The sequence below is a fragment of the Mucilaginibacter gotjawali genome (genome assembly GCF_002355435.1).
Classification (GTDB): domain Bacteria; phylum Bacteroidota; class Bacteroidia; order Sphingobacteriales; family Sphingobacteriaceae; genus Mucilaginibacter; species Mucilaginibacter gotjawali.
In genome coordinates this window covers 2,755,636-2,780,676 of record NZ_AP017313.1, presented here as the reverse complement: position 1 = coordinate 2,780,676, position 25,041 = coordinate 2,755,636, and the positions used below count along the sequence as shown (strand labels likewise).

Sequence of the window (25,041 nt, the reverse complement as noted above, 5' to 3'; positions counted from 1 at the left end):
ATCCATTTTTTTCCTGATGTCTAAGCTCAGATCACTCGGAACGGAGGCTCTTCACCGGGTTTGCTATTGCCGCTTTAACGGTTTGAAAACTGGATGTTATGACAGCTGCCAGCAGCATCCCAATGGCGCTTGCGGCAAAAATCCACCAACTGATGGAGGTTTTATCGGTAAATGATTCCATCCATTTGTTCATGGCGTACCATGCTATCGGGCACACAATGGCGAAAGCCAGCAGAATAAGCAATACCAACTCGGTCGACAGCATCCTGACAATTTGCACCACGGTAGCACCTAATACTTTCCGCACGCCGATCTCTTTTGTCCGCTGGTTGGTGGTATAAATTGCCAGGCCAAGCAAACCTAAACAGCTGATAAAAATTGATAAACCTGAGGCCCAGGTAAGCAGTGTGGATGTATGCTGTTCGTTGCTGTAAAATTGAGCGATCGTATCATCATAAAAGTGATAATCAAAATCATCATCCGGGTAAATCTCCTTCCAGGCTTTTCCAATGGCCGCAATGGCCGTTTTCCATTCATCGCCACCTGGTGTTTGCGGTTTTAACGCAATATGAAACCCGCCCAACTGGTTAACATCCTTTTTACTGATCAGGAAAGCCAAAGGCTTAATTGGTGAGTGTATCGATCTTTCATAAAAATCTGCCATAACGCCCACTATTGTCATTCTTTTTCTCTCGTTAATGTTATCTATCTGTTTCCCAATGGCATCATGCGGATCGCGGAATCCCAGCACCCTGGCATAGGTGTTATTGATCAAAAAAGATGTCGAAGTATCGCTGGCCTGTAAAGTCCGCCCGGCAAGCAGTTTTATCTGGTACAGCTTCAGATAATTTTCATCGCCAAACTTCATTTCAACCTCCGTCTGTATTTCTTTTTTGCCATCTTTATAACTAACGCGGGTAGAAGTTGTCGAACCTGAAAAAGGCGCGGCGTTCCCTATACTTACCAGTTCAATTTCCGGTATGGCGCGCAGTTTGTTCAATAGCACGAGATTATGCTCAACTGTTCTGGCCTTCCATGGACTGTTTATAACGATAATGGCATCTTTTTTAAAACCCAAATCCTTATGCAGTGCGTAATAAATCTGTTTACTCACCAGTACCGTGGCCATAATAAAAAACTGAGCGATGACGAATTGCGAAACCGTTAACGACTTGCGCAGCCATGCATTTCTTGTTTTGCTGCCATTGCTTTGCGCCTGGTTTTTAAGAACAAGCACTGGCTTATAGCCAGACAGCACGATTGCCGGGTAAAAGCCGGATAAAAGGCTTACTGTAATCACTAAGACAACGAGGAACAGGATAATATCCGGCTGGTGGATAAAATCTGCCTTAATAGCGGGTGAGATAAAATCAGCGAACAGTTTTAAGATTAGCGGCGCTGATACTATCGAGATAATAACTGCAAACAGGGTTATGAAGAATGTTTCGCTCAAAAACTGGATAACCAATTGTGCCCGGCTACTGCCCATGGTCTTGCGAATGCCGATTTCCTTTGCCCTTTGCGCTGCCTGGGCGGTGGTTAAATTAACAAAGTTTATACAGCCTAACAGTAAAAGGAAGGCCGCAATCACTAACAACCCATACAAGGTATTTTTGCTGGCTGTGTCGCTAAAGTCAAAAGCACCGTATTTTTCGTTAAAGTGCAGATCATTCAGAGGTTGCAAAGCAAAGCTGGTGGAACTATTGGCGGGAACTCCTTTATGCGGCGGATTGTTCTTTTTAAAAATATCGTTTAGTTGCTGCTGAACGTTGGCTGCAGAGGCTTGTGGCGATAGTTTGACAAAAACAATGGAAGATGAACTTGTACTGCCCCAACTTTTTAACTGCAGCAAATCGCCCAGTGCATTGGTTGCGGTAGCTGAACTATAAGAGATAAAATCATGAAAAGTAAGATCAGTATTCTCCTTAATCGTTTGTACAATACCTGTAATGGTAGCCTTCAGCGTGTCGTAAGTAACCACTTTTCCTATCATCTGGTCGTAAGATAAGGCTGGGAAATAAAGCCTTGCCCGTTCGGAGGTTAACACTACCTGGTTGGGGGCTTCAAGGGCAGTTTTTGATGAGCCGGCCAGCCATACATAATCAAATATTTTAAAATAAGCATCATCGGCCAGCACTACCCTGTCCTGTGATTTAAATTTAGTGGGGCCCCCTTTTTTTCCCGCAATAAATACGTCAGGGCTTAAACAAAAAATATGCGAAGTAAAACCGACGCCGGTTGCCTGGCTTTTAATAGCGCCTGGCAGCGGACCGCAAACGCCGCGTGTATAACCCGGCTGGCCCTGAAATGAAAAATTACTTACCACCCTATAAATACGATCACTGTCCCGATGAAATTTATCAAACGTGAGATCGTAGTGTACAATAAGGTAAATTACCAGTGATGTGCTAATACCTATGGATAAGCCGATAATATTTATCAGCGTAAACAACTTGTGTTTCCAAAAGCCACGGAGTGCGATCTTAAAATAGTTTTTTATCATGATGGGTTCATTAGTTCAATTGTTCATTAGTTCATTGGTGAAAATGTTATAAACTATCGATTTTTTCCTAACCTCTTATCTCTAACCTCTGATCACTCGGAACGCAGGCTCTTTACCGGGTTGGCCAACGCTGCTTTAACTGATTGGTAACTCACCGTTCCAAACGCTATCAGCCCTGAAACAATGACCGCTAAAGCGAAAATCCACCAGCTTAAATCGGTGCGTGTGGCGAAATCCTGCAGCCATTTATTCATCAAAACACCCGCAACCACCAGCCCGGGTACCGCCGCTATAAGCACCAGCAGCAAAAACTCCTTAGATAGTTCCTGTACAATTTGCGGTACGCTGGCGCCCAAAACTTTTCGAACACCGATCTCTTTTACCCGCTGGCTGATGGTAAATGCCGACAGGCCAAACAAGCCGAGGCATGCTATAAATATAGCAATACAGGCAAATATGGTGAACAGGGTTCCCTGCTGCTGCTCGCTGCGGTACAGCTGGTCGAATTTCTGATCGAGAAAAGTAAAATCGAACGGCGTTTCGGGCAGGTAATGTTTCCATTTGTCCTGAATAAAATCTACTGTCGCCGGCACATTATGCCCGCTGATTTTAACGGAGACCCTGCCGACCGGCTGCCAGATCAGGATCATGGGTATGATAGGCTGATGCAGATCCTCGAAATGAAAATCCTTCATCACCCCAATTACATTGCCTCTTACGTTACCATATGTTATTTCTTTGTTGATGGCTTTTTCCGGGGTCCCCCATCCCAAAATTTTAACGGTTGTCTCGTTGACGATGAACTTATTGGAGTCGGTCTTAATGCCGCGTGAAAAATTACGGCCGGCTGCCATACGGATGCCGAAGGTTGGGACAAAGCCATCATCAACTGCAACCTGCTTCAAATCAACTTTGAGCGGTTGGAACGTGCCCCCCTCCAAAACAGATGCACCCTGGTCGTCCAGTAAACGCCCTGACGGGATGCGCGACGAGCGCCCCATTGCTTCAATATTTTGGTTTTGCAGCAGCTCATTTCTGAAGGATTCAAATTTGGCGCCCATTGCGCCAGCGCCTACCAGGGTTAAAACATGCTCCTTATTAAAACCGAGGTCCTTATCCTGGATAAATTTTAATTGTTTAAAAACGACGCTTGTGGCAACAATCAGAATAATTGAAATAGAAAACTGCAATACCACCAGCACCTTCCGGAATGAAAATGTGCTGGTTTGCACCTTAAACAAGCCCTTGAGCACCTTTACCGGGATAAACGACGACATAAACAGCGCCGGGTAAACGCCACTGATCAAGCCTACAACACAGGGTAACAACAGTATGGGGATTAAAAAATACCACTTAAGAAGGCTGCCTATGCTAAGCTGCAAGCCCGACATGTTATTAACCGCCGGCAACACCAGCACGGTTATACCAAATGCCAGCAGGAGCGACACATAAGTTACGATGACCGACTCGCTTAAAAACTGGGTGATAATTTCCCTGCGCTGTGCGCCCACCACTTTGCGAATGCCGATTTCCCTGGCGCGCAATGCGGACCGGGCGGTAGAAAGGTTCATGTAATTGATACAGGCAATCAGAAGGATAAACAAAGCTATTGCTGAAAAAACATACACGAGTCTCGAACTGCCGTTATGTTCGATCTCATCATCCAGGTGCGAGGTGAGGTGGATGTCGGTCAGCTTCTGTGCTGTAAGTTTAGTGGTATTGTGCACTTTAAGCTTAGGAGGCGCTCCCAGGGCAGCGCAGTATTTGTCTAAAAAATCAGGAAACCGTGCTTCAATACGTTCAGTTGTATAACCCTTTGGGAACATCAGGTAGGTATAAAAAGCGTTATTGCCATAACTGGTTGCCAACTGCTTTTGGCCGTAAATAGTTGAATCGTTTAATGTGCTGAATGATACCAAAATATCCGGATGCATGTGCGAATTGAAAGGAAACGGATTATAGATACCTTTAACCGTAAACGCGTGTTTATTGCCGTCGAGGATAATTTGCTTATTCATTGGGTCCTCATCGCCGAAATATTTTTTTGCGATATCCGGAGTAAGCATGGCAGCATACGGCTCGGTTAATGCTTTACGCCCATCTCCCTTCAATACCGGCACGGTAAAAAAGTCGAAGAAATTTTCATCGGCAAAAAAAGCATTCCGCTCATTAAACATTTTTTCCTTATACCGGAAAGAAGTTACACCGCCGGGCAGCGTACGCGTCATTTCCTTCATATCTGAAAATGCCAGCTTCAACCCCGGCCCAAATGCGGGGGCTATCGAGCTTAAATGCAGGCTCTCTACATTCGGCGCTGAATAAAAAATCCGCGTAACGCGGTAGATATTATCGGCATTCTTATCGTACCTGTCATAACTTTTTTCGTTGATGACATACGTTAAAATAAGCAAGCAACAGGTTAAACCTATGGTTAACCCAAAGATATTGATAAACGAGATAAACGGGTGCCTTTTGATATTTCGAAAAGCGCTCCTTAAATAGTTTTTTATCATGTTGTTAGTTCATTGGTTCAATTGTTCATTGGTGTTTTTAGCTTCGCGTAATCGGTCATTTCGCTGCGCTCTCATTGGGCCATTATTTTTTTTGATCTCTTCGCTAACCTGTAATTACTCGGACCTCAGGCTCTTCACCGGGTTTGCCAATGCAGCTTTTATTGATTGAAAACTTATGGTTATTGCTGCAACCAATAAGGCAACCGCGCCGGCTACTAAAAACACCCACCATTGTACGGTTACCCTGTAGGCAAAGTCCTCCAGCCATTTGTGCATGGCATACCACGTTAATGGAAATGCGATCAGAGACGCTATCACAATCAGTTTTAAAAACTCCTTTGACAGCATTGCAATAATGGTAACTGTTGATGCGCCCAATACTTTGCGGATGCCTATTTCCTTTACCCGCTGACGGATCATAAATGCAGCCAGACCAAACAGGCCGAGGCTGGCGATGATCAACGCTAAAATTGCAAAAGATGTAAAAATCCGCCCGGTACTCTCTTCAGATTTGTATAGTGATGCAAACTGGTCGTCAAGGAATGAATAGCTAAACGGTGCACCGGCGTTATAGCTGCTCCACTGTTTTTTAATGTCATTGATGAGCTGGTGAACATCCGCTGTTTTTATCCTCACGATTATCGCACCGTTGCTGTTATTTGACGACAGCATCATCAGCGGCGCAATTTTTTGTTTCGCGGAGGTATAATTAAAGTCTTTAACAACACCAACGATCGTAAAATGCCGTTGGCCCGAGCGAATGATCGTTTTGCCTATCGGATCGGATTTACCAAAGCCAAGGTCGCGCACTGCTGCTTCGTTGATGATAACTGAAGCTGAATCCGCAGGCCCTGACGGATAGAAATTACGGCCTTTTGCAAGATGCATACCGAGGGTGGGGATATAAGAATTTTGAATCCAGTATATACCACATTGAATTTCGTTCCTTGTACCTTTTTCAGCAAGGTCTTTAACATATATTTCGGTACCGCCCTGGTTATTATACCCCGGCACATTGCCCGATATAGTAGCACTAACAATGCGGTTATCATTTAACAATTGCTGTTTAAATGCGTTAATGTTATTGCCGAGTGTATACGTGTCATTTATGACCAGTACCTGGTTTTTATCGTACCCAAGCTTTTTATCCTGCATAAAATGCAGCTGCTGGTACACTACGAATGTCGCGATGATCAATGCGGTTGATATCGCAAATTGCAAGACGATTAAACTGCTGCGCAGCCCGGCGCGGTTTGCAGGCTGTGCGCCACTATTACCCTTTAATATGGATATAATTTGAAATGATGACAAAAAGAAAGCCGGGTAAGTACCCGCAACTATACCTACCGTTAATGTCAGCACAATTTCAACGATTAGTGCTTTTAAAGTAAGAAAGAAGCCGATGTAAATTTGCTTGCCCGACAAATTATTAAAATAAGGCAACAGCAGGTAAACTAAGCCTATGGCAATAAGCATAGCCAAAAAAGTAAGCATAACCGATTCCACCAGGAACTGGGAAACAATGCTGTTTTTTGCGGAACCGAGTACCTTACGGATCCCGATCTCTTTGGATCGCCGGGTAGCGCTTGCGGTAGATAAGTTGGTGAAATTGATGCAGGCCAGCAGCAAAATAAATATTGCCAGGGCACCAAATATATAAACGTAATGAATGTCGCCGTTGGCTTCAAATTCATATTTTGTTGCCGAATGCAAATGAATATAGGTAAGGGGCTGTAAAAAGAAGATAAACGAGTTTACTGATTTTTGTGCTTCGGAAAGGCTCACGCCCATGTCGTGCTGAATTTCGGGCACCACAAACTTTGCAACCAATTGCGGAAAACCCGCCTCCAATTTTTTCGGATCGGCGTTTTTATTCAGTAACAGGTAGGTAAAATAGCCAACATTACTCCAGGTTTGCCTGGAATTTGGCGTAACGTAAGTTGCCATACTGATGAATGCGTCTGCATGGAAATGAGAAGTAGCCGGAAGCTCATTAATTATCCCGGTAACTTTTACCAGGTCGTTTCCAATAATAATTGCTTTTCCAAGCCCGCTTGAACTCCCGAAATACTTCTTCTCAAAAGCCTTTGTGATGACAACACTTTTGGGTTCGGTAAGTGCTGTTTTGCCATCGCCCTCAATTACCGGAATAGAGAACAGGCGAAAGAAATTAGGATCGGCAATCGAAATAGCATTTTCTTTAAACTCATTTTGCGCGTATTTTACAAATACCGGCCCTCTGCGCGTTAACCTTGTAAAATCTAATACTTCCGGAAACGCATTTTTAATTCCCTGCCCCACCGCGACATCCACGCTTGGAAAATCGGCCGCTGAGTTGTTGCCGTTTGAATGAAGCTCAACCCTGTAAAGCTGGTTTGCATTTACCGCATACCTGTCATATGTCAATTCCTGGTATAAATAGGCCCCTATCAGCATACAACAGGCAAGCCCAACCGACAAACCAAATACATTAATAAATGAGAAAACCCTGTTTGTTTTAAGGCTACGCCAGGCTGTTATAATGAAGTTTTTAATCATGGTATTTAATATATTCAATCATCTATTTCCCTATGTTTCAGACAATGTAAAGCGCAATTTTCTGTCTCCTCCGAACATCTTAGTTTAAAATACATACCAAACACTTACTACGCTGAAAATCAATAGTATATATTTTTGTTTACGAATAGAACTGTTCGAAGGTGTAACACTGGTGTACGGTTATGATACAGTTGTGGGAGACCGAAAGTCGGGAAAGACCGAAAGTCCGAAAGAAGCTGCGGTTTGCGGTTTTTAGCCCGGGTGGGGGGTTGATTATTTGCGAACGTAAGAACGTTCCATAAAAAATGGGGTTAAGAAAACTTGAAATCCTTAACCCCATTTTTGGGTTATACTCTTTAAATTAGTGTCTTGTCGCGAATAAATTGACGTTCAGGCTTGATCAGAACAGCTTAAATACCGGGTCGTGGTTACGTAAAATAGTGTAAACCTTATTTTGATGTGTAAACATATAAACAACTTACTATTAGCTATTTATAAAATTTAAATCCCGAATTGTGTTAACCCTTTGTAAACCCTGTTTTGCGTTCAACGAACTTGTCGATTGGCGATCAGCCAATTTATGTTATGATCGATATGACACTAGTTAAAACTAATGTCGAGGTGCCCGCTTGCATCCACATTAACCGGGACACCGCCGCCGTTTAGCTTACCTCGTACATGATCTTTTTCCCATTCACCACTAAATCCGCTCAGGTCAGGTTTGCTGATCCTATTGGCAGACAGATTTAGATCAAGGCCTTGTTTTGCCGGTAATCGCAGGGTTACGTGGCCTCCGCTCACATCCAGTTTTACATATTTGCCTATGCGGGCCATATCCACATTCATGCTGCCGCCGCTTGTTTCGGCTTGCAGGCTACAGGCCATGCGGGTAAGGTCGACACTGCCGCCGCTGGTACCTGTGATCAATTCACCTTCTATATTATCTGCATGGATGCTGCCACCGCTGGTTTCAGCATGGATCTCTCCCTTTAAATCCTGGAGGTGTAATGAGCCACCGGAGGTTTCGAGCCTTATTTTTCCATGGCAATCCATTGCTTTAATACTCCCGCCGCTGGTTTCCAGGTTAATGTCATCGGCTGAGTTTGAAACTTCAATACTTCCACCTGATGTTTCGCCTTTAATTATACCTGCAAGTGCGTTAAGATGTAAGCTGCCGCCGCTGGTGCTGAAATTTTCATTGCCGGATAAATTATCCAAATGAATATTGCCACCGCTGGTTTCCAGGTGAGTATTTACTGCTTTTGGTACATAGATCTTAAAGCTGATACTGAGCTGCTTTCTCCAATCCCAGTTAAAACCGCCTTCATGTTTTCTTTTTGCAAAGGCATGCACTTCGTTGTTGCTAACTGAAACCTCAAGCTGATAATCGGCTTCAAGGCGTTTTTTGATCTCTTCCCTGGTAAGGTCACTATTATTATTACCATGAACGTAAATTTCAACCCTTGGCGTTTCACCGGGGGTTCCGCTAACGGTAATGCTGCCGCCTGATGTTTTTACATAAACATTTTTGATGGCATCATTTGCCAATGACTTTGTTTCGTAAGGCGATTTATTCCAATCCTGCCCTAAAGCTACACAACTTTGGCAGGCAATAAACAATAGTAGTAAGTAAGTTTTCATCTCCTTTAATTAAGTTTAGCTAATAGACTAAGTTTCCCAATATTAAGTTGCATCAAACTAAAAATATAATTATCGTTAATAATAAAAAAGGGCAATAAGTTCGTGTATTGAACTTATTGCCCTTCATCATTAATATTCCGGATATTTAATTTTGCTGAAACTCCGGCTTTAATTCAGCTTTTTCTGCTTTCCTGAATTTCATCACCTTTGGTTCTGATACAGCGCCAATATAGGGGTTGTCGCCATGCAGTCTATAGTATCCCTGGTGATATTTTTCAGCTGGATAAAACACACTGAAGGATACTACCTGGGTTACTATCGGATCAGGATAATGCTTTGAAGCATTGACCTGTTTTATCGTATTTAGCAAGATCTCTTTTTCTAAGGGGGTACGATAAAAAGCAATAGACCGGTAATCTGTCCCTTCATCAGGGCCCTGGCGGTTAAGTTCCGTTGGATCATGGGCAAAAAAGAAAGCATGTGCCAGCGTTGCATAACTGATCACTTTGGGGTCATAGTATACCTGCACGCATTCGGCATGGCCTGTTGTGCGTGAGCTTACATCTTCATAGCTTGGGTTTCGGGTGGTACCGCCCGCATAGCCGGAGACAACTTTGTTAACCCCTTTCAGTTCAGACATCGCTTCGCTCATGCTCCAGAAACAGCCGCCTCCAAAAGTGGCAACCTCTTCACCGGGTTTTGGTTTTGGCAGAGTTGCAAAGTCGTTGCCGGCTTGTCCCAAAGCGCATCCTGCAAAGAATAAGCTGCAGGCTACATACAAAATAATTCGTTTCATATCATTCTAAATTTGATAATTGAATATACGCTGACTGCCGTGGTAACGGATGGTCATGCGCGCGTAATTGTTTGTTAATTTTTGATGGTTAGTCGCAATGATCGTGCAACCCTTACAACATATTTAGTTAAAATCGTTGGAAAAGTTGTAAACGTCGGAAAAAGTTAAAAAAATCATCAAACCTTCCCAACACTTAAAACCTCTCCCAACTACCTTAGCGACTGCTTAATCTTATTTAATATAACCTGTAAACCATTGGTTTTAATTTCGAAAGCTGTTGCAAGCAACATACCCAATTTACCAGGTGGAAGGCCACGGCTATGCAACCACTCAAGGTAATAAACAGGCAGATCACAAATGGGGGTTCCTTTATATTTGCCATAGGGCATTTTGGTTTGTACCACTTCAATCAATATCTTCGAATCAGGTTTTACATTTTCCACGAAGTAAAGATAGAATCAATTTATTTAGATGCGTAACAATCAAACACTAAACAACAATAGCTGTTATTAAATGAAAATCTAAACATGAAAAAGCAATTTGAAACAACACTTACCGGCCCTGATTCACCGATTGACGGAATAGCAGACCAACTGAATGATGATGGCAGCGCCTGGGAATTTAAATCGATAGACGGGAGCCTGCACCTGGTGATCGCAAAAGACGAAGATGGTAACTGGCAGCGAATTGAAGGCACCGAGCCCTATTTAAGTTCGTGGATTGATGAACTAGCAGAAAAAATAGGCGAGTAAATAATAAAACGATGATGGAAAAACGCGAAATAGGAAGCTCCGGAATAAAAATAGCGCCATTCGCATTGGGCGGCAATGTGTTTGGCTGGACGATAGATGAGAAAGATTCATTTACCATCCTTGATGGCTTTGTTGATGCAGGCCTGGACCTGATTGACACTGCTGATGTCTATTCAACGTGGGGTGTGGGCAATAAGGGTGGAGAATCGGAGACAATAATTGGCAACTGGATAAAAAAATCGGGTAATCGGGATAGAGTGGTCATTGCAACCAAAGTTGGTAAACCTATGGGCGGTGATAAAAAAGGATTGTCGCGAAAATACATTACAGCAGCTGTTGAAGCATCATTGAAAAGGCTGCAAACAGACTATATTGATCTTTATCAGTCGCACGAAGATGACCCTGATACCACGCTTTTTGAAACATTGGAGACGTTTGACAGCCTGGTAAAACAAGGAAAAGTAAAGGCAATCGGGGCGTCAAACATTTCGGCAGAAAGACTAAAAGAGGCCCTGCAGGTGAGTAAGGACAATAACCTTGCCGCTTACCAGTGCCTGCAGCCCGAGTATAACCTGTACGCAAGGGAGGGTTATGAAAATGAGTATGAGCCGGTTTGCAGGGAAAGAAATATCGGCGTGATCAGTTACTATTCGCTTGCCAGCGGATTTTTGACCGGCAAATACCGTTCAGAGAATGATTTGTCGCAAAGTAGCCGCGGCGCCGGCGTAAAAAGCATGCTTAGCCCGCGCGGGTATAAAATTTTGGCGGCCCTTGATAAGGTTGCCGCTGACGTGAATGCCAGCCAGGCTGCCGTCGCCCTGGCATGGATCATGGCGCGGCCAGGTATTACCGCCCCTATCGCCAGCGCCACCGCCCTGAAACAATTGGAAGAACTGGTCAAATCAACCAAGCTTAATTTAACCAGCGATGCTATTGATCTGCTGAATAGCGCAAGTAAGTATTGAGTATTTCTGAACCTGGATTACACTGATTTAAATGATTTTCAGGACTTTTTATCTGATAAATCAAAAAAATCAGTGTAATCCTGGTTCAGAAAAATAAAAAAGGCCGCCTTACGGCAGCCCTTTTCAACATATTCAAACTATTCGACAATCCCAGATTAAAATTTTGCCATTCTGCGGTTGGCATCCCCATTTTGATGATCGTTCTGGCCATAATGGGCATCCACGCCCCTGTTATCATTGCCACGGTTCCGGTCGTTCTGACGATTATCTGCACCCTGGCCCCTGTTATCATTTCCACGATTCCGGTCATTCTGATAGTTATCAAATCCCTGGCCCCTGTTGTCAAACCCGTGGTTATTATCCCTGTTTTGTTGCACAGGCTGCCTGTTGAAACCCTGGTCGCGGTTGTCAAACCCCCTGTGATCCCTGCGCTCCTGAACTGGTTGGCTAAAGGCCCTGCGGTCTCCGTCAAAACGATGATCGTTATCCCGGTTATATGGGGCAGGCTGGGTATACCTGTAATGATCCCTGTCAAAATCCCGGTAACCATCCCTGTCGCCCCTGTTGGCATATCCCCCGTCGAAATGATCACCATCACGATGTGCCCATCCTTCAAAGCGTACACCTTCGTATCTTGACCTGTAAACGTCGTCGTGCATGTACGGGCGATTAGCTCTTACTTCAAACCTGCGGGCGTTTCTCCAGTCGTAGTCGCGGTAAGCACCCGGCAGGTATTCGGCAGTAATCCATTCGTTGCCGTCAAAATAAACATAATACTGGTCAGTAACGTTGTAATATACACCTAAATCAGGCAGGTAATAATAGTCGTCCCCGTCTTCATTAACAGGGGTTTGTACTGCAGCAGGGTAAGTGGCATATATAGCCCTCTGAGGAGCAAAACCAATACCTACACGTACACCGATTTGCGCATTTGCAGTGTTAATCATAAAACCGCTTATTGCTATTGCTGATAATAATGCTAACTTTTTCATCTTGTTCGATTTTTTTTTAAGTTGCGATGAAACTATCATTAACGTTGTTTGATTTTTATTGTTAATGATATTTTCTTTATTGTTTAGTTGTGATGAAACATATCGTAGTTTTATAGTTTATTTGTTGCTTCTACTTAAGTTTCTTCCTGTTAATTTTTATACATCTAGGACGATGGAAAACGACAATAGTTTAATGTGCTATAACTTATATTTTATAAATTAAACATTAAACAAAATTATATTCTGTTAAATGTCATAAATACAGAATATATTTAAATAATACACCAGGGTTATATCTTGCTTATTATTAATACTTTGCAAAGCTTTCTTCTAATCGAACCAGCCATTTTTCCCGCTTTACACCGGATACAAATTTCACCATATTAAAACTGATCCATTTGCAATTACTAAAACCCAATTTCCTGAATGTGCCGGTTAAAATTGCCTTTTTAATGGCATTCCCAAAAACCAGCCTGTAGAACAGTGATGGAGTATTCATCGTGGTAATAACAGTTATGCTTTTAAGGCCATGCCATCTTTTGATCATTTTAGGAAAACGGCCGGTGTTATCATAATCATAGGCAACACCAGGAAAAATCACTTTATCAATAAACCCCTTAGTCATTGCAGGCATCAGTTCCCACCAGATAGGGAACAACATCACCAGGTGGTCGGCGGTATTTAAACGGCTGCGATAATTCAAAACCATTGGATCGCAGGGTTGCCCCGCCTTAAATCCTTTCAGGTCTTGTGCACTCATTACCGGGTTAAATTTATCGTTATCAAGGTGGATCAGGTCGACTTCGTGCCCGGCTTTTTGTAAACCGCTGGTAACCGCATTCAGCAGTGCAGTGCAATAACTGCCCGCATAGGGATGATTGAAAATGATTGCTGTTTTCATTGTGCTATGTATTTAACACAAATTTGGCGAGGCAGCTGAAGGACGGCGATAACATTTGTTAATAAATGCCCGGGCAGGCTGCGTAATTTATAACCTGTTCCTAATCCTGCTTAAAGAAACTGAAGTGATCCCTAAATAGGAAGCTATATAATGCTGCGGAATTCTTTTGATAATATGCGGGCTGTTTTTTAACAGTTCCCGATACCTCTCCTCGGGGGTATTTTTGATATATGACATAAAAAGCCTGGAATAATGCGACATCCGTTTCACAATTGTCCCCTGTATTAATGCAGCATATTCCGGGTCGTTCATCAATATATTTTCAAAGTTCTTTTTGCTGATTATGCAAATAGTTGAGGGTTCGATACTTTCGATGCTGAATAAACTTGGCTCACCGCTCCGAAAACTTTCAGCAGACGAGACTGCTTCATTTTCAAAAAAGAACTGAAATGTGATATCCTTGCCCTTATTATTAAACCATAACCGCAAACAACCATTCTTTATAAAATAAGCGTTCCTTGAAACCTCGCCTTCGTTCAGCAATATCGTCTTCGCGGGGATAGTTTTTTCTATCAGCAAATGCCTGTATTTTTCTGAATTGATATTTATTGCGTGGTCGCGGTACATTGTCATATTTTGGTAATTGTTAATTTAATAAATCAAATATTAAATGCTGTCACATGAATACTACAAAATGTGGTTTCTAATTTACCGCACTTTAAATTAACTTTGGATACCAAATAGAAATTGACTTATGAAAATAAAAAAATTGATACTTCCGTTATTGCCGGTATTCGCAGTAATTGGGCTTATTGTTTTTAATGCCTGTAAAGATGCCCCAAATGCAGGTTCAAATACCACTGCCAGTACCGGACTAACTGTTCCTGCAGGTTTTAATGCTGTGGCAATTGCCGAAAACACCGGCAGTCCAAGGCACATGGTGGTTACCCCGGAAAATGATCTGTATGTACACCTGGCCAATAACAGAAAAGGGAAAAGTATATTGGTATATCATATTGACGGCGATAAGGCTACCTTGAAATCGACCTTTGGCGATTTCGGCGGCACTGGAATCGCTATTAAAGATGGGTATTTATATGCCTCCAATAATACAGATGTCTTTCGTTTTAAATTAAACGATAAAAATGAGGTGGTTCCCCAGGCCCAGCCGGAACGAATAGTTACGGGCTTAATTGGCAGGAGGATGCACGAACCGAAAGCCATATGCCTGGATAATGATGGGAATATTTACGTTAATATCGGCGCATACTCAAATATATGCAGCGACTATGATCCTAAGGCAACCGGCTGTCCAATATTGGATTCGGCAGCCGGAATCTGGCAATTTAAAGTTAATCAACCCGACCAGCACTATGGCGATGGCGTTCATTATGCTTGGGGTTTAAGAAACGTTGTTGGTATCTCGTGGAACCAACAGGATAACCAACTGTTTGTGATGCAGCATGGACGCGACGCGCTGCACGATCTTTATCCGAACCTTTATACTGAAAAACAGTCGGCAGAGCTACCATCTGAATGTATGTTTGCTATAAAAAAAGGCGACAATGCCGGCTGGCCGTATGTTTATTACGACTGGATGCAAAATAAAAACATGCTCGGCCCTGAATATGGCGGCGATGGTAAAAAGCCTGCTGATCCGAAGTACATCAACCCGGTGGCAGCTTACCCCGGCCACTATGCACCAGACGGTTTGCTATTTTATACCGGCAGCCAATTTCCCGAAAAATATAAAAACGGCGCTTTTATTGCCTTTCATGGTTCATGGAACAGGGCTCCATTGCCACAGGCCGGGTACTGTGTGGTATTTCAACCGTTTAAGGATGGCAAACCGGATGGCAAATGGGAGGTTTTTGCCGATGGATTTGCCGGCGCGAATAAATCACCCGGTGGTGCCGCTCACCGCCCGTGCGGCCTGGCGCAGGGCCCTGACGGTTCACTTTATGTAAGCGATGATCAGCATGGCACTATTTATAAAATCACTTATAAAAAATAATGAAGTACAGTTTTCTATCTATCATAATACTTGTTTCCATATTTACGGCCGGGGTGCAGGCCCAGGCTAAGAAACCCATTCATCATACAGGCAGCGTTACATCAATGGCCCGGGGGAAAATAGTTTACGGAAAGATTTGCATTGCCTGCCACATGGCTGATGGAAATGGTGTGCCGATGATGAATCCTCCGCTCATTAATACCACTTATGTACTTGGCGACAAAACGAAACTCATCACCATCGTTTTGAACGGGTTTAAGGAAGATGTAGAAATAAACGGGCAAACTTATTCGAATGTGATGACCCCGCATAAAGATTTGACCGATCAGCAAATTGCTGATGTGCTAACGTATGTGCGTAAAAGCTTTGGTAATAAGGCCAGTTCGGTGAAGACGTCGGAAGTAAAAAAAGTGAGGGACTCTGCTAAGTGACTAAACCGATTTTAAATAAGATTACACCGATTTATTAAAAGTCGGTGTAATTAAAAATGATCTGCGAAATTATATTTATCACGTAAGTTCATAGCGATAAACTATCCAGGCGGGTTCCTAGTTTGACCTGTTTTACCACCATATTTTGGCAGGACGGCTTCCGGCTTTTCGGACTACTTATACAAACATTCCGCGATCAGCCCCGTCCACCCGGTTTGGTGGGGGGCGCCTGCTCCCCTGCCATTATCGCCATCAAAGTATTCGTAAAAAAGGATATAATCTTTAAAGTTGGGGTCCGTCTGCATTTTGGTATAATGACCGAACACGGCGCGCCTGCCGTCTTTATCCACCAAAAACAAGTTATTAATCCGCCTGTACAACTCGTTGGCTACTTGCTGCAGCGTCATAAAATTGCCTGAGTTGGTGGGGCACTCAATTTTATAATCGTCGCCATAATACTGGTAAAAAGTATGCAGACTTTCGATCAGTAAAAAATTTATCGGCATCCATATGGGGCCCCGCCAGTTGCTGTTTCCGCCAAACAGGCTGCTGTCGCTTTCGGCAGGGGTATATTTTACGGTAAAGCCGGTTCCATCTACTTTAATATAATAGGGATTATCTAAATAATGTTTGGAGAGTGACCGGATGCCATAAGGACTTAAAAACTCATTTTCATCCAGCAAATAGCGCAAAAGCGACTTCATACGGTAACCGCGCAGCAAACTGATCAGGTGTTTGCCCGGGCTTTTAGTTTCGGCCCAGCGTGAGACCAGCGAAGCCAGGTCGGGCCGGTTTTCAGCAAACCAATTCAACCTGTCGCGGAAGATCGGATTTTCGGTAATATCAGTTTCATCCAAAATCTCTGCGGCAAACAATGGGATCAATCCCACGATACTCCTTAGGCGCATTTTTTGGATGCTGTTATCGTTCAACCTCAGCTGATCATAAAAAAAGCCATCTGTATCGTCCCATAAACCTTCATTGTTTTGGCCAAGGTTGGCAATGGCCCCGGCAATATAGATAAAGTGTTCAAAAAACTTTGAGGCGATGTCGCGGTAAACGGGGTTGGTTATGGCCAGTTCAGCAGCAATACGCAGCAGGTTTAGCGAGTAGGTGGCCATCCAGCTGCTGCCATCTGCCTGTTCAAGGGTTTCACCCGGAGAAAGCTGTGCATTACGGTCAAAAACGCCAATATTGTCAAGGCCTAAAAATCCGCCTTCAAAAATATTATTCCCCATAGCATCCTTGCGGTTTACCCACCATGTAAAGTTGAGCATCAGTTTATGGAAGATGCGCTCCAAAAAGGGCGTATCGCCTTTGCCGTTGTTAGCTGCTTTATCTTTCAGGTAAATCCTCCAGGTAACCATAGCATGTACCGGCGGATTGGCGTCGCCGAAATCCCATTCGTAGGCAGGCAGCTGCCCGTTAGGGTGCATATACCAGTCGCGGATAAGCAGGGTAAGCTGGTGCTTGGCAAAGTTCATATCCAGCGTAGACAGCGGCAGGCAGTGAAAGGCCAGATCCCACGACGCGAACCATGGGTACTCCCATTTATCAGGCATAGAAATAATATCCTGCGTATTTAAATGCATCCATTTGCTGTTGCGGTGTTCAGCTCTTTCCATGGGTGGTTTCGGCTGACCGGGGTCGCCGTTTACCCATTCGCGCACATTGTAATAATAAAACTGCTTGCTCCATAACATACCAGCAAAAGCCTGGCGCTGCACCATGCGGCGATCGTCATCCTTATTCTCCAGCTGGATATCTTTATAGAACTCATCGGCTTCCGCTTTGCGCGCATCAAATAATGCATCAAAATCCCCAAAACCAAGGGTAGCATCTTTTGATAACCTTAAGCGTAGCGTAATACTTTGTTCTGCTAATACATTTACTTCATAATTAACGCAGGCTTTTGTACCCGTTTTTTTGGGGTTAATGGTATCCGCGCCTTTTACAATATGGTCATTGATGCCATCTTTATAAAATGCTTTGCCATCGTCATAATTATATAATCGCCGGGTATTTGTTTCATTATTGCAAAACAACATTTCCGGCGAACCTTCAGCATTTAACCAGTATTGTTTAAGGTCTTTGTGGTAAATTTCGATTACCCCGTGTGAATCAGCGGTAAGCTCCGGCACATAGTCAGAATAACCCCAGTCCCAGGTATTACGGAACCATATGGTTGGCAACACATTAAGCATCGCATCCTGGCTGCCCCTGTTATGGACGGTTATTTTTATGAGGATGTCATCAGGCGTATTTTTAGCGTATTCAATAAAAACATCAAAATAGGCATCCTGGTCAAACAAGCCGGTATCAAGCAGCTCAAACTCCGGATCATTACGGCCGCGCCTTTTATTTTCGTCAACCAGCCAGGCGTAAGGGTATTCATTTTGAGGATACTTATACAGCATTTTCTGGTACGAATGCGTAGGGGTATTATCCAGGTAGTAGTATAATTCCTTTACATCCTCGCCATGATTGCCTTCAGGATTGCTTAAGCCAAAATAACGTTCTTTAAGCACAGGGTCCTTTTTATTCCAAAGGGCAACCGAAAAACAAAGCAACTGTTCGTTGTCGCTGATCCCTCCAATCCCTTCCTCACCCCAGCGGTACGCTTTGCTGCGGGCCATATCATGGGTAATATTGTTCCATGCGTCGCCATCCGCGCTGTAATCCTCGCGTACTGTGCCCCATTGGCGGTCACTAACATAAGGTCCCCATTTTTTCCATAAAGGATCTTTTAATCTGGCTTGTTCTGCATTCATATCTTATTGTAACAGGTAACGGCAAGATACACGCTTTTGTTGAGGACAAATTGATTAATAACTAAGAAAAATAAAAAACCCTTTAACGAATTGCGTTAAAGGATCATTAAAGCGTGAGTGAACAAATGATATCATTTATTTAAGAATAAAACGACGACTGGTTAAACCAGTTTAAATAAGGGAAGATCAGCGTGGGTAATTTATGATATACCTGCGTTTTTTTTGGAAAACTGTCAAAAAGGCGTTCAAATGTGCGGTGTTTTTTATTTACAATTGCAAACATTTTTATTTCAAGGGAGTCCAAAACCTTATTGATCGGCGCTTTGATATTGATGCTGTTTTTTATGTTTCTCAGAAACATTTTGAGGTAATTGGTTTTGAGGGAGACCTCTTCGGCCAATATTTCCTGTGCATAGCGCTCGTCCATATCAGGCAGGCCGGGGGCTGAAACATGGGTAACAAATAAAGCGGCATTAAAAACCTTTAAAAACCTTATTACGCCAAAGTCGCAATACCTCAGGTCGGTAACATAGGCAATTTTATTAAAGTTACTCACCTCAAATTTTACCGGCATTATCAGCACCGGGCAATTTAAGCTACTGATCTCTTTTAATGCATAATTACCCGTATCCTGGTTTTTAATATGCCTAAGCTGCTTTTCATCCATAATGATCAGCCAGATGTTATGTTTAACCACCATTTCCTTTATGATTACTGGGTTAAAATTGCTTATCTCACAGTATTCAACCGCCGGAATAAATGTACCTTCAGGATAATAAATTGCTTGAAGCTGTTGCCCCAATTCATCCGCTTTCAATCCAAATTTATCTGTCTCCAAAAACTCATCATCATCCCCGTTATGACCTACCAACTCTTTTTTGTGAGCCATGTTTGCCGCAACATTGCAAAGCTGCAGGTTTGCCTTACATTGACATGCAATTTTTAAGGCCTTTTTTGCAAGGGCCTCTGCCCCGGCAACATCATCAATAAACAGCATAATGTTTCTCATATCAATTGAATTAATAGTCGGTTACAGAAATATGCTTTATTTAGCTCAATTAAATCGCCTAAACTCATCAGGGTGACTTGATTAAAATATCAAGATGAATACACAGCCCGGGGCGGTTTATTTTCGGGCTGATTTTTGAATAGAAGTATACCCATTGCAAGTAACAAGAGGTAATTTTGCTTTAAATTAAACAGGGAATTAAATATACTAACTATTTAACTTTTAATTTAAACATTTAGTATAAAAAAGATACCCCCCGAATATTAATTCGGGGGGTATCTTTACAGTTTTATTTCCAGGCATTTCGTAAAAACCGAAGCCAGTTACCGTGCATCATATTTTCGATGTCTATATCCGAATACCCACGTTTTTTTAACAATGAAGGCACTTTTTGCAGATCAGCAATTGTTTCAAGGTCATAAGGGCATTGTTCGCGTCCGAAAGCGCCATCAAGATCAGTGCCCATACCTACATGCAAGGCATTTCCGGCAACCTGGCAAATACGATCGATATGGTCAACCATCACTTCCATGTTACAGTTCATTCCTTCCGGTGTGGATACTCCCCTAACCCAGTTTGGCACCATCATCCACGCGTCCAGCGCTGCGCCTATAACCGCACCCCGTTCAACCAGGGCTTTTATCATTTCATCACTATATTGCCGGTTGTGGTTCACTAAAGCGCGGCAAAGGTTATGACTCGCCCAAACAGGTCCGCTAAAAAGATCCAACGCATCCCAAAAAGCATCATCGCACAAATGGGTTGCATCCAGTATGATGTTCAGGCGTTCCATTTCCTTTAACAGTTCAAAGCCTTTCTGCCCCAGGTGCCCGGTTGCGTCCGTCCCGTTGGCATAACGGCCCGGGCCATAATGAGCAGGACCAACAGCACGTAATCCGTAGTTATAGGCGCGCTCCAAATGACCGACCGTTACTATCGAATCTGCACCCTCAAGGCTTAAAATATAGCCGACCGCTTTATTTTCATTCGGTTGACCATCATTCCATAAAGCAACATGTTTTTCCAGGCTTTGCAAATCATTTATCTGCACCATTTCGCCATCATCTTCCATGGCGTTATACCATGATACCTGCCCCTTGGTTTGCGCCCAGGCCTGTTCAGGCGAATGCCAGCCTGGTAAATGATTATCGGGCGCTACGTAACGGGCTATCTGGGTGGCTACCACCAGGCCAATGTTGCCTTTGCGTAATTCGGGTAACGAGACCGTCGCCCTGGCCCGGTCGGGTTTATCTGTCATGCCAGCTTCGCGCCGGTTAATTTCAGCAACGGGTTTTCTTAAGTCCCTGTTCCATTCAAGGGCGTTCATGCTGAGGTCTAAATGGGCATCAATGGTGAACATTGTGTTTCGGTTGATTGGGTTGATTAAATTGGATTGAGTTGATTAAGTTATAAACCTGTGGCCTTTCGGCTTTCACTTTAAATGGTTATCTTTCTATCCCTGGCAATATTTTTCCATTCGCCGGTAATTTGCTGATTTTCTATAGTGATAGCCCGTTCGTATAAAGCCACGCTGGGGCAAACATGGTACGGCAAACCATACAAAACATCTCCTACCATGTAATTATGCCCTTTGCCTGCTTCTGCTACCAAATGCTCTTCACTCTGGCCCAGCATAATCAGTTCAGGTGCATTCAGGAATAACACCCTTTTTGCCAGTTCTTTTTCTGCCGCGACAGACTTATGGCCGAGGTCTAAACATATCTTAGTTTCATCAGGCAAGGAGATTACCCTCGAAACAACCAATGCTGCAGTTAAAAATTCTTGTTCGGCTGATTCAGACAGGTATCCTTTATCCCAGTAAACAAACGTTCCGGGGCTGCATTCTATATTTTCTCTTTTTGCGTGGATAGGAAATGTCGGCGATCCGCCTGCAACAATCACAGGTTCAGGATAGCCTTTATGTTTCAGGTCGGCTTGTAACCGGGCTATTGGTTCAAAACATTCGTTGCATTTCCGGGTACGGGTATTGATATCCTCATCATGAATATGGCCGTCATAAGCATGCAAACCTACAGGTATTATACCGGGCAGGTGTGCACACTCCATATAAAGCAACCTGGCGTCATTTCCCGGCGAAATCCCTGTTCGGTTCATCCCCACATTCAAATCAATATAAACCGGGATGACAATGTTGTTGTTTACAGCGATTAAAGATATTTCAGTTGCCGCATGAATATTGTCAATTACGCAGGCATATTTCGTGTCCGGGTAAGTTAATATCAGCTTTACAAAACGTTTAAGCTTTGGCCCTACCGGCTGATAAGCCAGCAAAACATCCGGCGCTTTGCACATACCCAGCATTTCTGCTTCGGCAATGGTGGCGCATTTAAATTTGGTAATCCCGGCGTCCAGCATCAGCCTTGTAACCTCCATGTTTTTATAGGTTTTAACATGGGGGCGCAAACGCCCAACGTCATCTATCATACTTTTAACCAAAGCAATATTATGTTTTACCCTGCCGGGATAAACAACCAATGCCGGGGTATCCAGTTGGTCAACGTCACCGATGATATACCATTCTTTTTCTGTCATGATTGAATTATAGCCGGGGAAGTAAATTTCTAACTTTTAAACTCTTTCTTTCGGACTTCCGGTCTTTTCGGACTTTCGGACTTCCTAAAACAACTCAAATAAAGCCTCAATTTCCACTGGAATGTTGTCGGGTAACGAACCCATCCCCACTGCGCTGCGAACACCGATACCATTATCTTCGCCCCAAACTTTCGCAAAAAGCTCACTGCAGCCATTTATAATAAATGGATGTTTTTCAAAATCAGGCGTACAATTCACCATACCCAATACTTTTATCACGCGTTTCACCTTATCAAGGCTTCCCAAATTAGCTTTTATAGTGGCCAGTATGGCAAGGCCGACCTGGCGGGCCGCCAGTTTCCCTTCTTCTGGTGTAATTGTATCACCTATACGACCGATAATTAACGTGCCATCATCCTTCACCGTGCCATGGCCCGAAACGTATAAGTATTTCCCATCAACTAAACACGGTTTATAAACGCCAAGAGGTTTTGGGGCGGGCGGTAAGTTAAGGCCAAGACTGTTGAAATTTTCTTCGGGAGTATTCATTTTTAGTTAATTTAAAAGCAAACATAAATAAAAAGCCGGGTATCTCACGCCCGGCTTTTCTTTAAATCAAAACAATCAACTCGATAAAATGGAACGATTATGCCTGCGTTAAATCCCAATTAACGCTAAACATAATCATGTAGTAATTAACTTATTTCTTAGGTTTAACGAGAACCGGGGTAATGCAAACCACAAAGCCAGTATAGTACCGTAGCTACCGCCCCGCTCAATCCACTCAAACAATTCCCAATGCGGATAAAAAAGTTCGGTAGCCATTTTCCAAGCCAATAGCGCAAGAACAACCGGGCGTATGGGCTTTATTAATATTGTAATAGCCAATAAAGCCTCAAAAACGCCAACTATTTGCGCCGTAAGTGCCGGATTAGAAAATCCCAACGATGAATATTGCCCGATAAGACCTTTCTTTTCTATCAAATTGAGCCAGCCATGCCCTATGATTAAAAGGAAGACAATAACCTTTAAGCATTTAACAGACATACCGAGGTTATCGCTGTTGTATTCTTTAACAGGATCAATTTTAGCAAACCAGCTTACGTTATCACCGCTGCGGTTGTATAAAATTAAAAGAATCAATGGCGCGCCAAAATTGCCCGCCCGTTCGATAAATTCAGCGAATGGTTCGCCTGACATGGGCCTTAAAAAAGCGGTTATAGCTCCCCATATAACCAGCCAGCCGACAATCGCCCATGTAGGATATATTAATAAAGATAACCCACACAAAATATCGAAAGAGCCCAACCAGGGCATTAATTTGTATGCCATAGCATGGCCTATGCCAAATACCCCGAAATAATTGCACCAAATCTCCTTGGTAATTATCCCAAACGCGCCATGCCCAATAAAACACATAGCCGCCGCAATACGGAGGGTATAATATATATTCTTCTCGTTCGTCAACATGCTGTTAAAATATTTTGTTGGTCGCTTTCTAAATTAAATGTGCTAATTAAACCTTCACTATCTCCGCAAACAATTTTTCTTCTGCAAGCTTCGTTCCTTCAACACGGGCTTTTATTTTAGCAAAAGCTATTTCACGCGTCGTGGATACATCATCGCAAAATGGCGAAAAGCCGCAATCGTCGGTAGTCCCCAATTGGTTTAAGGGGATATATTCTGCCGCTTCCAGTACCCTTTCTTTCACTGTTTCACTTGTTTCAATTGTGGGATTAAGCACATCTATCACACCAATAAACGCTGTCTGCCCAGGCTTGAGATACTGCTTAATTATTTTTAAAACTTTCACTCTATCCGGTTCGCTTGCCAGCTGTAAATAAAAGCTGCCAACATGCAATTCAAAAAGATCCGGCAAAAAATCCGCATAATCTATATCAGCGCTATGGGTAGAGTCATGATCGCCACCGGGGCAAACATGCACGCCCAACTTTTGCTGTTCTTCTTTGGTAAACCGGTCGAATACCTGGTTATTAACATCTATAAAATGCTTTAACACGCCGCCCGACGGATCAAGTTTAAGGGATAGCCTGCCCTCGGTAAAGTCCATCTGAACTTTATAAGCGCCTTGTTCCAGGCACTGCCTGATATCTTTTTCACATTCGTTCAACAGGTCGGCCATAAATTCGGCCTGGGTATAACCAGCTATACCATTTTGAGGATAAATCAGGCTGAGCGCCGATGCCGAGATAACAGCCTGTTTAACAGGTAAATTTGTTTGTTTTTGCGCAGCTTTAAGATACTCCACAGCATACTTTCCGTATTTGAACGGCCCGCTTGTTAATAACGGCAACTGCCGGGAATGACCATCCTCAAAATTGATCACCATGCCCTCCGCAGCTAAATTTGTGAGCCCCTCAAGCGGGTAAGTTGCGAAACTCGATTTTGTTTGCTCTCCATCAGTTATTACAGGCGATCCTGTTTTTTCTAACTCTGTTAATGTATCACTAATAGCATTGGCATACAGTGCTGTTAAGTCCGCGCCGTCAGCCGGGGCTGTAATTGCAGCTATTAACCCGGCAGGCCGGGGGATGCTTCCAATGGGTTCGGTAGGTATTTTCATAAGATCTTTAAATTTGATATGGTGTTAATTAATGTAAACTCCTTAATCTTGTTCGGGATCCGATATTTAAAATTATTC

The 25,041-nt window shown here is 43.2% G+C and carries 20 protein-coding genes; 4 read left to right on the top strand and 16 right to left on the bottom strand.

The window, feature by feature from the left end; translation table 11 throughout:
* Window positions 1-31: 31 nt before the first annotated feature.
* The 6 genes from MgSA37_RS12450 to MgSA37_RS12425 form a co-directional block, all read right to left on the bottom strand.
* Window positions 32-2,503, bottom strand: coding sequence for an FtsX-like permease family protein (locus MgSA37_RS12450; RefSeq protein WP_096352317.1), 2,472 nt, complete (start codon window positions 2,501-2,503; stop codon window positions 32-34).
* Window positions 2,504-2,595: 92 nt separating this feature from the next.
* On the bottom strand, window positions 2,596-5,016 hold the full coding sequence (locus tag MgSA37_RS12445) for an ABC transporter permease (protein WP_096352315.1): 2,421 nt from the start codon (window positions 5,014-5,016) through the stop codon (window positions 2,596-2,598).
* 114 nt (window positions 5,017-5,130) lie between these two features.
* Entirely contained in the window at window positions 5,131-7,554 is a 2,424-nt protein-coding gene (locus tag MgSA37_RS12440) for an ABC transporter permease (protein WP_096357447.1), read from the bottom strand.
* A 600-nt stretch (window positions 7,555-8,154) separates the two neighbouring features.
* Window positions 8,155-9,195 carry a DUF4097 family beta strand repeat-containing protein gene (locus MgSA37_RS12435; protein ID WP_096352314.1) on the bottom strand — a complete coding sequence of 347 codons (1,041 nt, stop codon included), beginning with the start codon at window positions 9,193-9,195 and terminating at the stop codon, window positions 8,155-8,157.
* Window positions 9,196-9,340: 145 nt separating this feature from the next.
* A complete protein-coding gene (gene msrA, locus MgSA37_RS12430; protein ID WP_096352312.1) occupies window positions 9,341-9,991 on the bottom strand; it encodes a peptide-methionine (S)-S-oxide reductase MsrA in 651 nt (216 codons plus the stop codon).
* A 209-nt stretch (window positions 9,992-10,200) separates the two neighbouring features.
* Window positions 10,201-10,434, bottom strand: a complete 234-nt coding sequence (locus tag MgSA37_RS12425) for a DUF3820 family protein (protein WP_096352311.1) — start codon at window positions 10,432-10,434, stop codon at window positions 10,201-10,203.
* Window positions 10,435-10,518: 84 nt separating this feature from the next.
* On the opposite strand from MgSA37_RS12425, the gene MgSA37_RS12420 reads away from it, so the two are divergent.
* Together MgSA37_RS12420 and MgSA37_RS12415 are read left to right on the top strand one after the other, a co-directional pair.
* A complete protein-coding gene (locus MgSA37_RS12420; RefSeq protein ID WP_096352309.1) occupies window positions 10,519-10,743 on the top strand; it encodes a hypothetical protein in 225 nt (74 codons plus the stop codon).
* Between the two features lie 11 nt (window positions 10,744-10,754).
* Window positions 10,755-11,708: an aldo/keto reductase gene (locus MgSA37_RS12415; RefSeq protein ID WP_311732841.1), complete on the top strand. Its 954-nt coding sequence runs from the start codon at window positions 10,755-10,757 to the stop codon at window positions 11,706-11,708.
* Between the two features lie 155 nt (window positions 11,709-11,863).
* On the opposite strand, the gene MgSA37_RS12410 is transcribed toward MgSA37_RS12415, so the two are convergent.
* From MgSA37_RS12410 to MgSA37_RS12400, 3 genes are all read right to left on the bottom strand, one after another.
* Complete coding sequence (locus MgSA37_RS12410; RefSeq protein WP_157750555.1) at window positions 11,864-12,700, bottom strand: hypothetical protein; 837 nt, start codon at window positions 12,698-12,700, stop codon at window positions 11,864-11,866.
* Between the two features lie 307 nt (window positions 12,701-13,007).
* The gene (locus tag MgSA37_RS12405; protein WP_096352306.1) at window positions 13,008-13,601 is read right to left on the bottom strand and encodes an NAD(P)H-dependent oxidoreductase; all 594 of its coding nucleotides are present in this window, start codon (window positions 13,599-13,601) and stop codon (window positions 13,008-13,010) included.
* Window positions 13,602-13,688: 87 nt separating this feature from the next.
* Entirely contained in the window at window positions 13,689-14,234 is a 546-nt protein-coding gene (locus MgSA37_RS12400) for a Crp/Fnr family transcriptional regulator (protein ID WP_197706130.1), read from the bottom strand.
* A gap of 121 nt (window positions 14,235-14,355) precedes the next feature.
* Between MgSA37_RS12400 and MgSA37_RS12395 the strand changes: the two genes are divergently transcribed.
* A complete protein-coding gene (locus MgSA37_RS12395; RefSeq protein WP_096352302.1) occupies window positions 14,356-15,615 on the top strand; it encodes a PQQ-dependent sugar dehydrogenase in 1,260 nt (419 codons plus the stop codon).
* The gene (locus MgSA37_RS12390) at window positions 15,615-16,046 is read left to right on the top strand and encodes a c-type cytochrome (protein WP_096352300.1); all 432 of its coding nucleotides are present in this window, start codon (window positions 15,615-15,617) and stop codon (window positions 16,044-16,046) included. Before MgSA37_RS12395 ends, MgSA37_RS12390 begins: the two co-directional genes overlap by 1 nt.
* A gap of 173 nt (window positions 16,047-16,219) precedes the next feature.
* On the opposite strand, the gene MgSA37_RS12385 is transcribed toward MgSA37_RS12390, so the two are convergent.
* From MgSA37_RS12385 to MgSA37_RS12355, 7 genes are all read right to left on the bottom strand, one after another.
* Window positions 16,220-18,817 carry an MGH1-like glycoside hydrolase domain-containing protein gene (locus MgSA37_RS12385; protein WP_096352298.1) on the bottom strand — a complete coding sequence of 866 codons (2,598 nt, stop codon included), beginning with the start codon at window positions 18,815-18,817 and terminating at the stop codon, window positions 16,220-16,222.
* Window positions 18,818-18,956: 139 nt separating this feature from the next.
* Window positions 18,957-19,826: a hypothetical protein gene (locus tag MgSA37_RS12380; RefSeq protein ID WP_157750554.1), complete on the bottom strand. Its 870-nt coding sequence runs from the start codon at window positions 19,824-19,826 to the stop codon at window positions 18,957-18,959.
* Window positions 19,827-20,115: 289 nt separating this feature from the next.
* On the bottom strand, window positions 20,116-21,186 hold the full coding sequence (locus tag MgSA37_RS12375) for a dipeptidase (protein ID WP_096352295.1): 1,071 nt from the start codon (window positions 21,184-21,186) through the stop codon (window positions 20,116-20,118).
* Window positions 21,187-21,263: 77 nt separating this feature from the next.
* Entirely contained in the window at window positions 21,264-22,379 is a 1,116-nt protein-coding gene (locus MgSA37_RS12370; protein ID WP_096352294.1) for a D-TA family PLP-dependent enzyme, read from the bottom strand.
* An 84-nt stretch (window positions 22,380-22,463) separates the two neighbouring features.
* On the bottom strand, window positions 22,464-22,928 hold the full coding sequence (locus tag MgSA37_RS12365; RefSeq protein ID WP_096352292.1) for a RidA family protein: 465 nt from the start codon (window positions 22,926-22,928) through the stop codon (window positions 22,464-22,466).
* A 135-nt stretch (window positions 22,929-23,063) separates the two neighbouring features.
* Window positions 23,064-23,849: a hypothetical protein gene (locus MgSA37_RS12360; RefSeq protein WP_096352291.1), complete on the bottom strand. Its 786-nt coding sequence runs from the start codon at window positions 23,847-23,849 to the stop codon at window positions 23,064-23,066.
* A gap of 46 nt (window positions 23,850-23,895) precedes the next feature.
* On the bottom strand, window positions 23,896-24,963 hold the full coding sequence (locus MgSA37_RS12355; protein WP_096352289.1) for a cobalamin-independent methionine synthase II family protein: 1,068 nt from the start codon (window positions 24,961-24,963) through the stop codon (window positions 23,896-23,898).
* Between the last annotated feature and the right edge of the window lie 78 nt (window positions 24,964-25,041).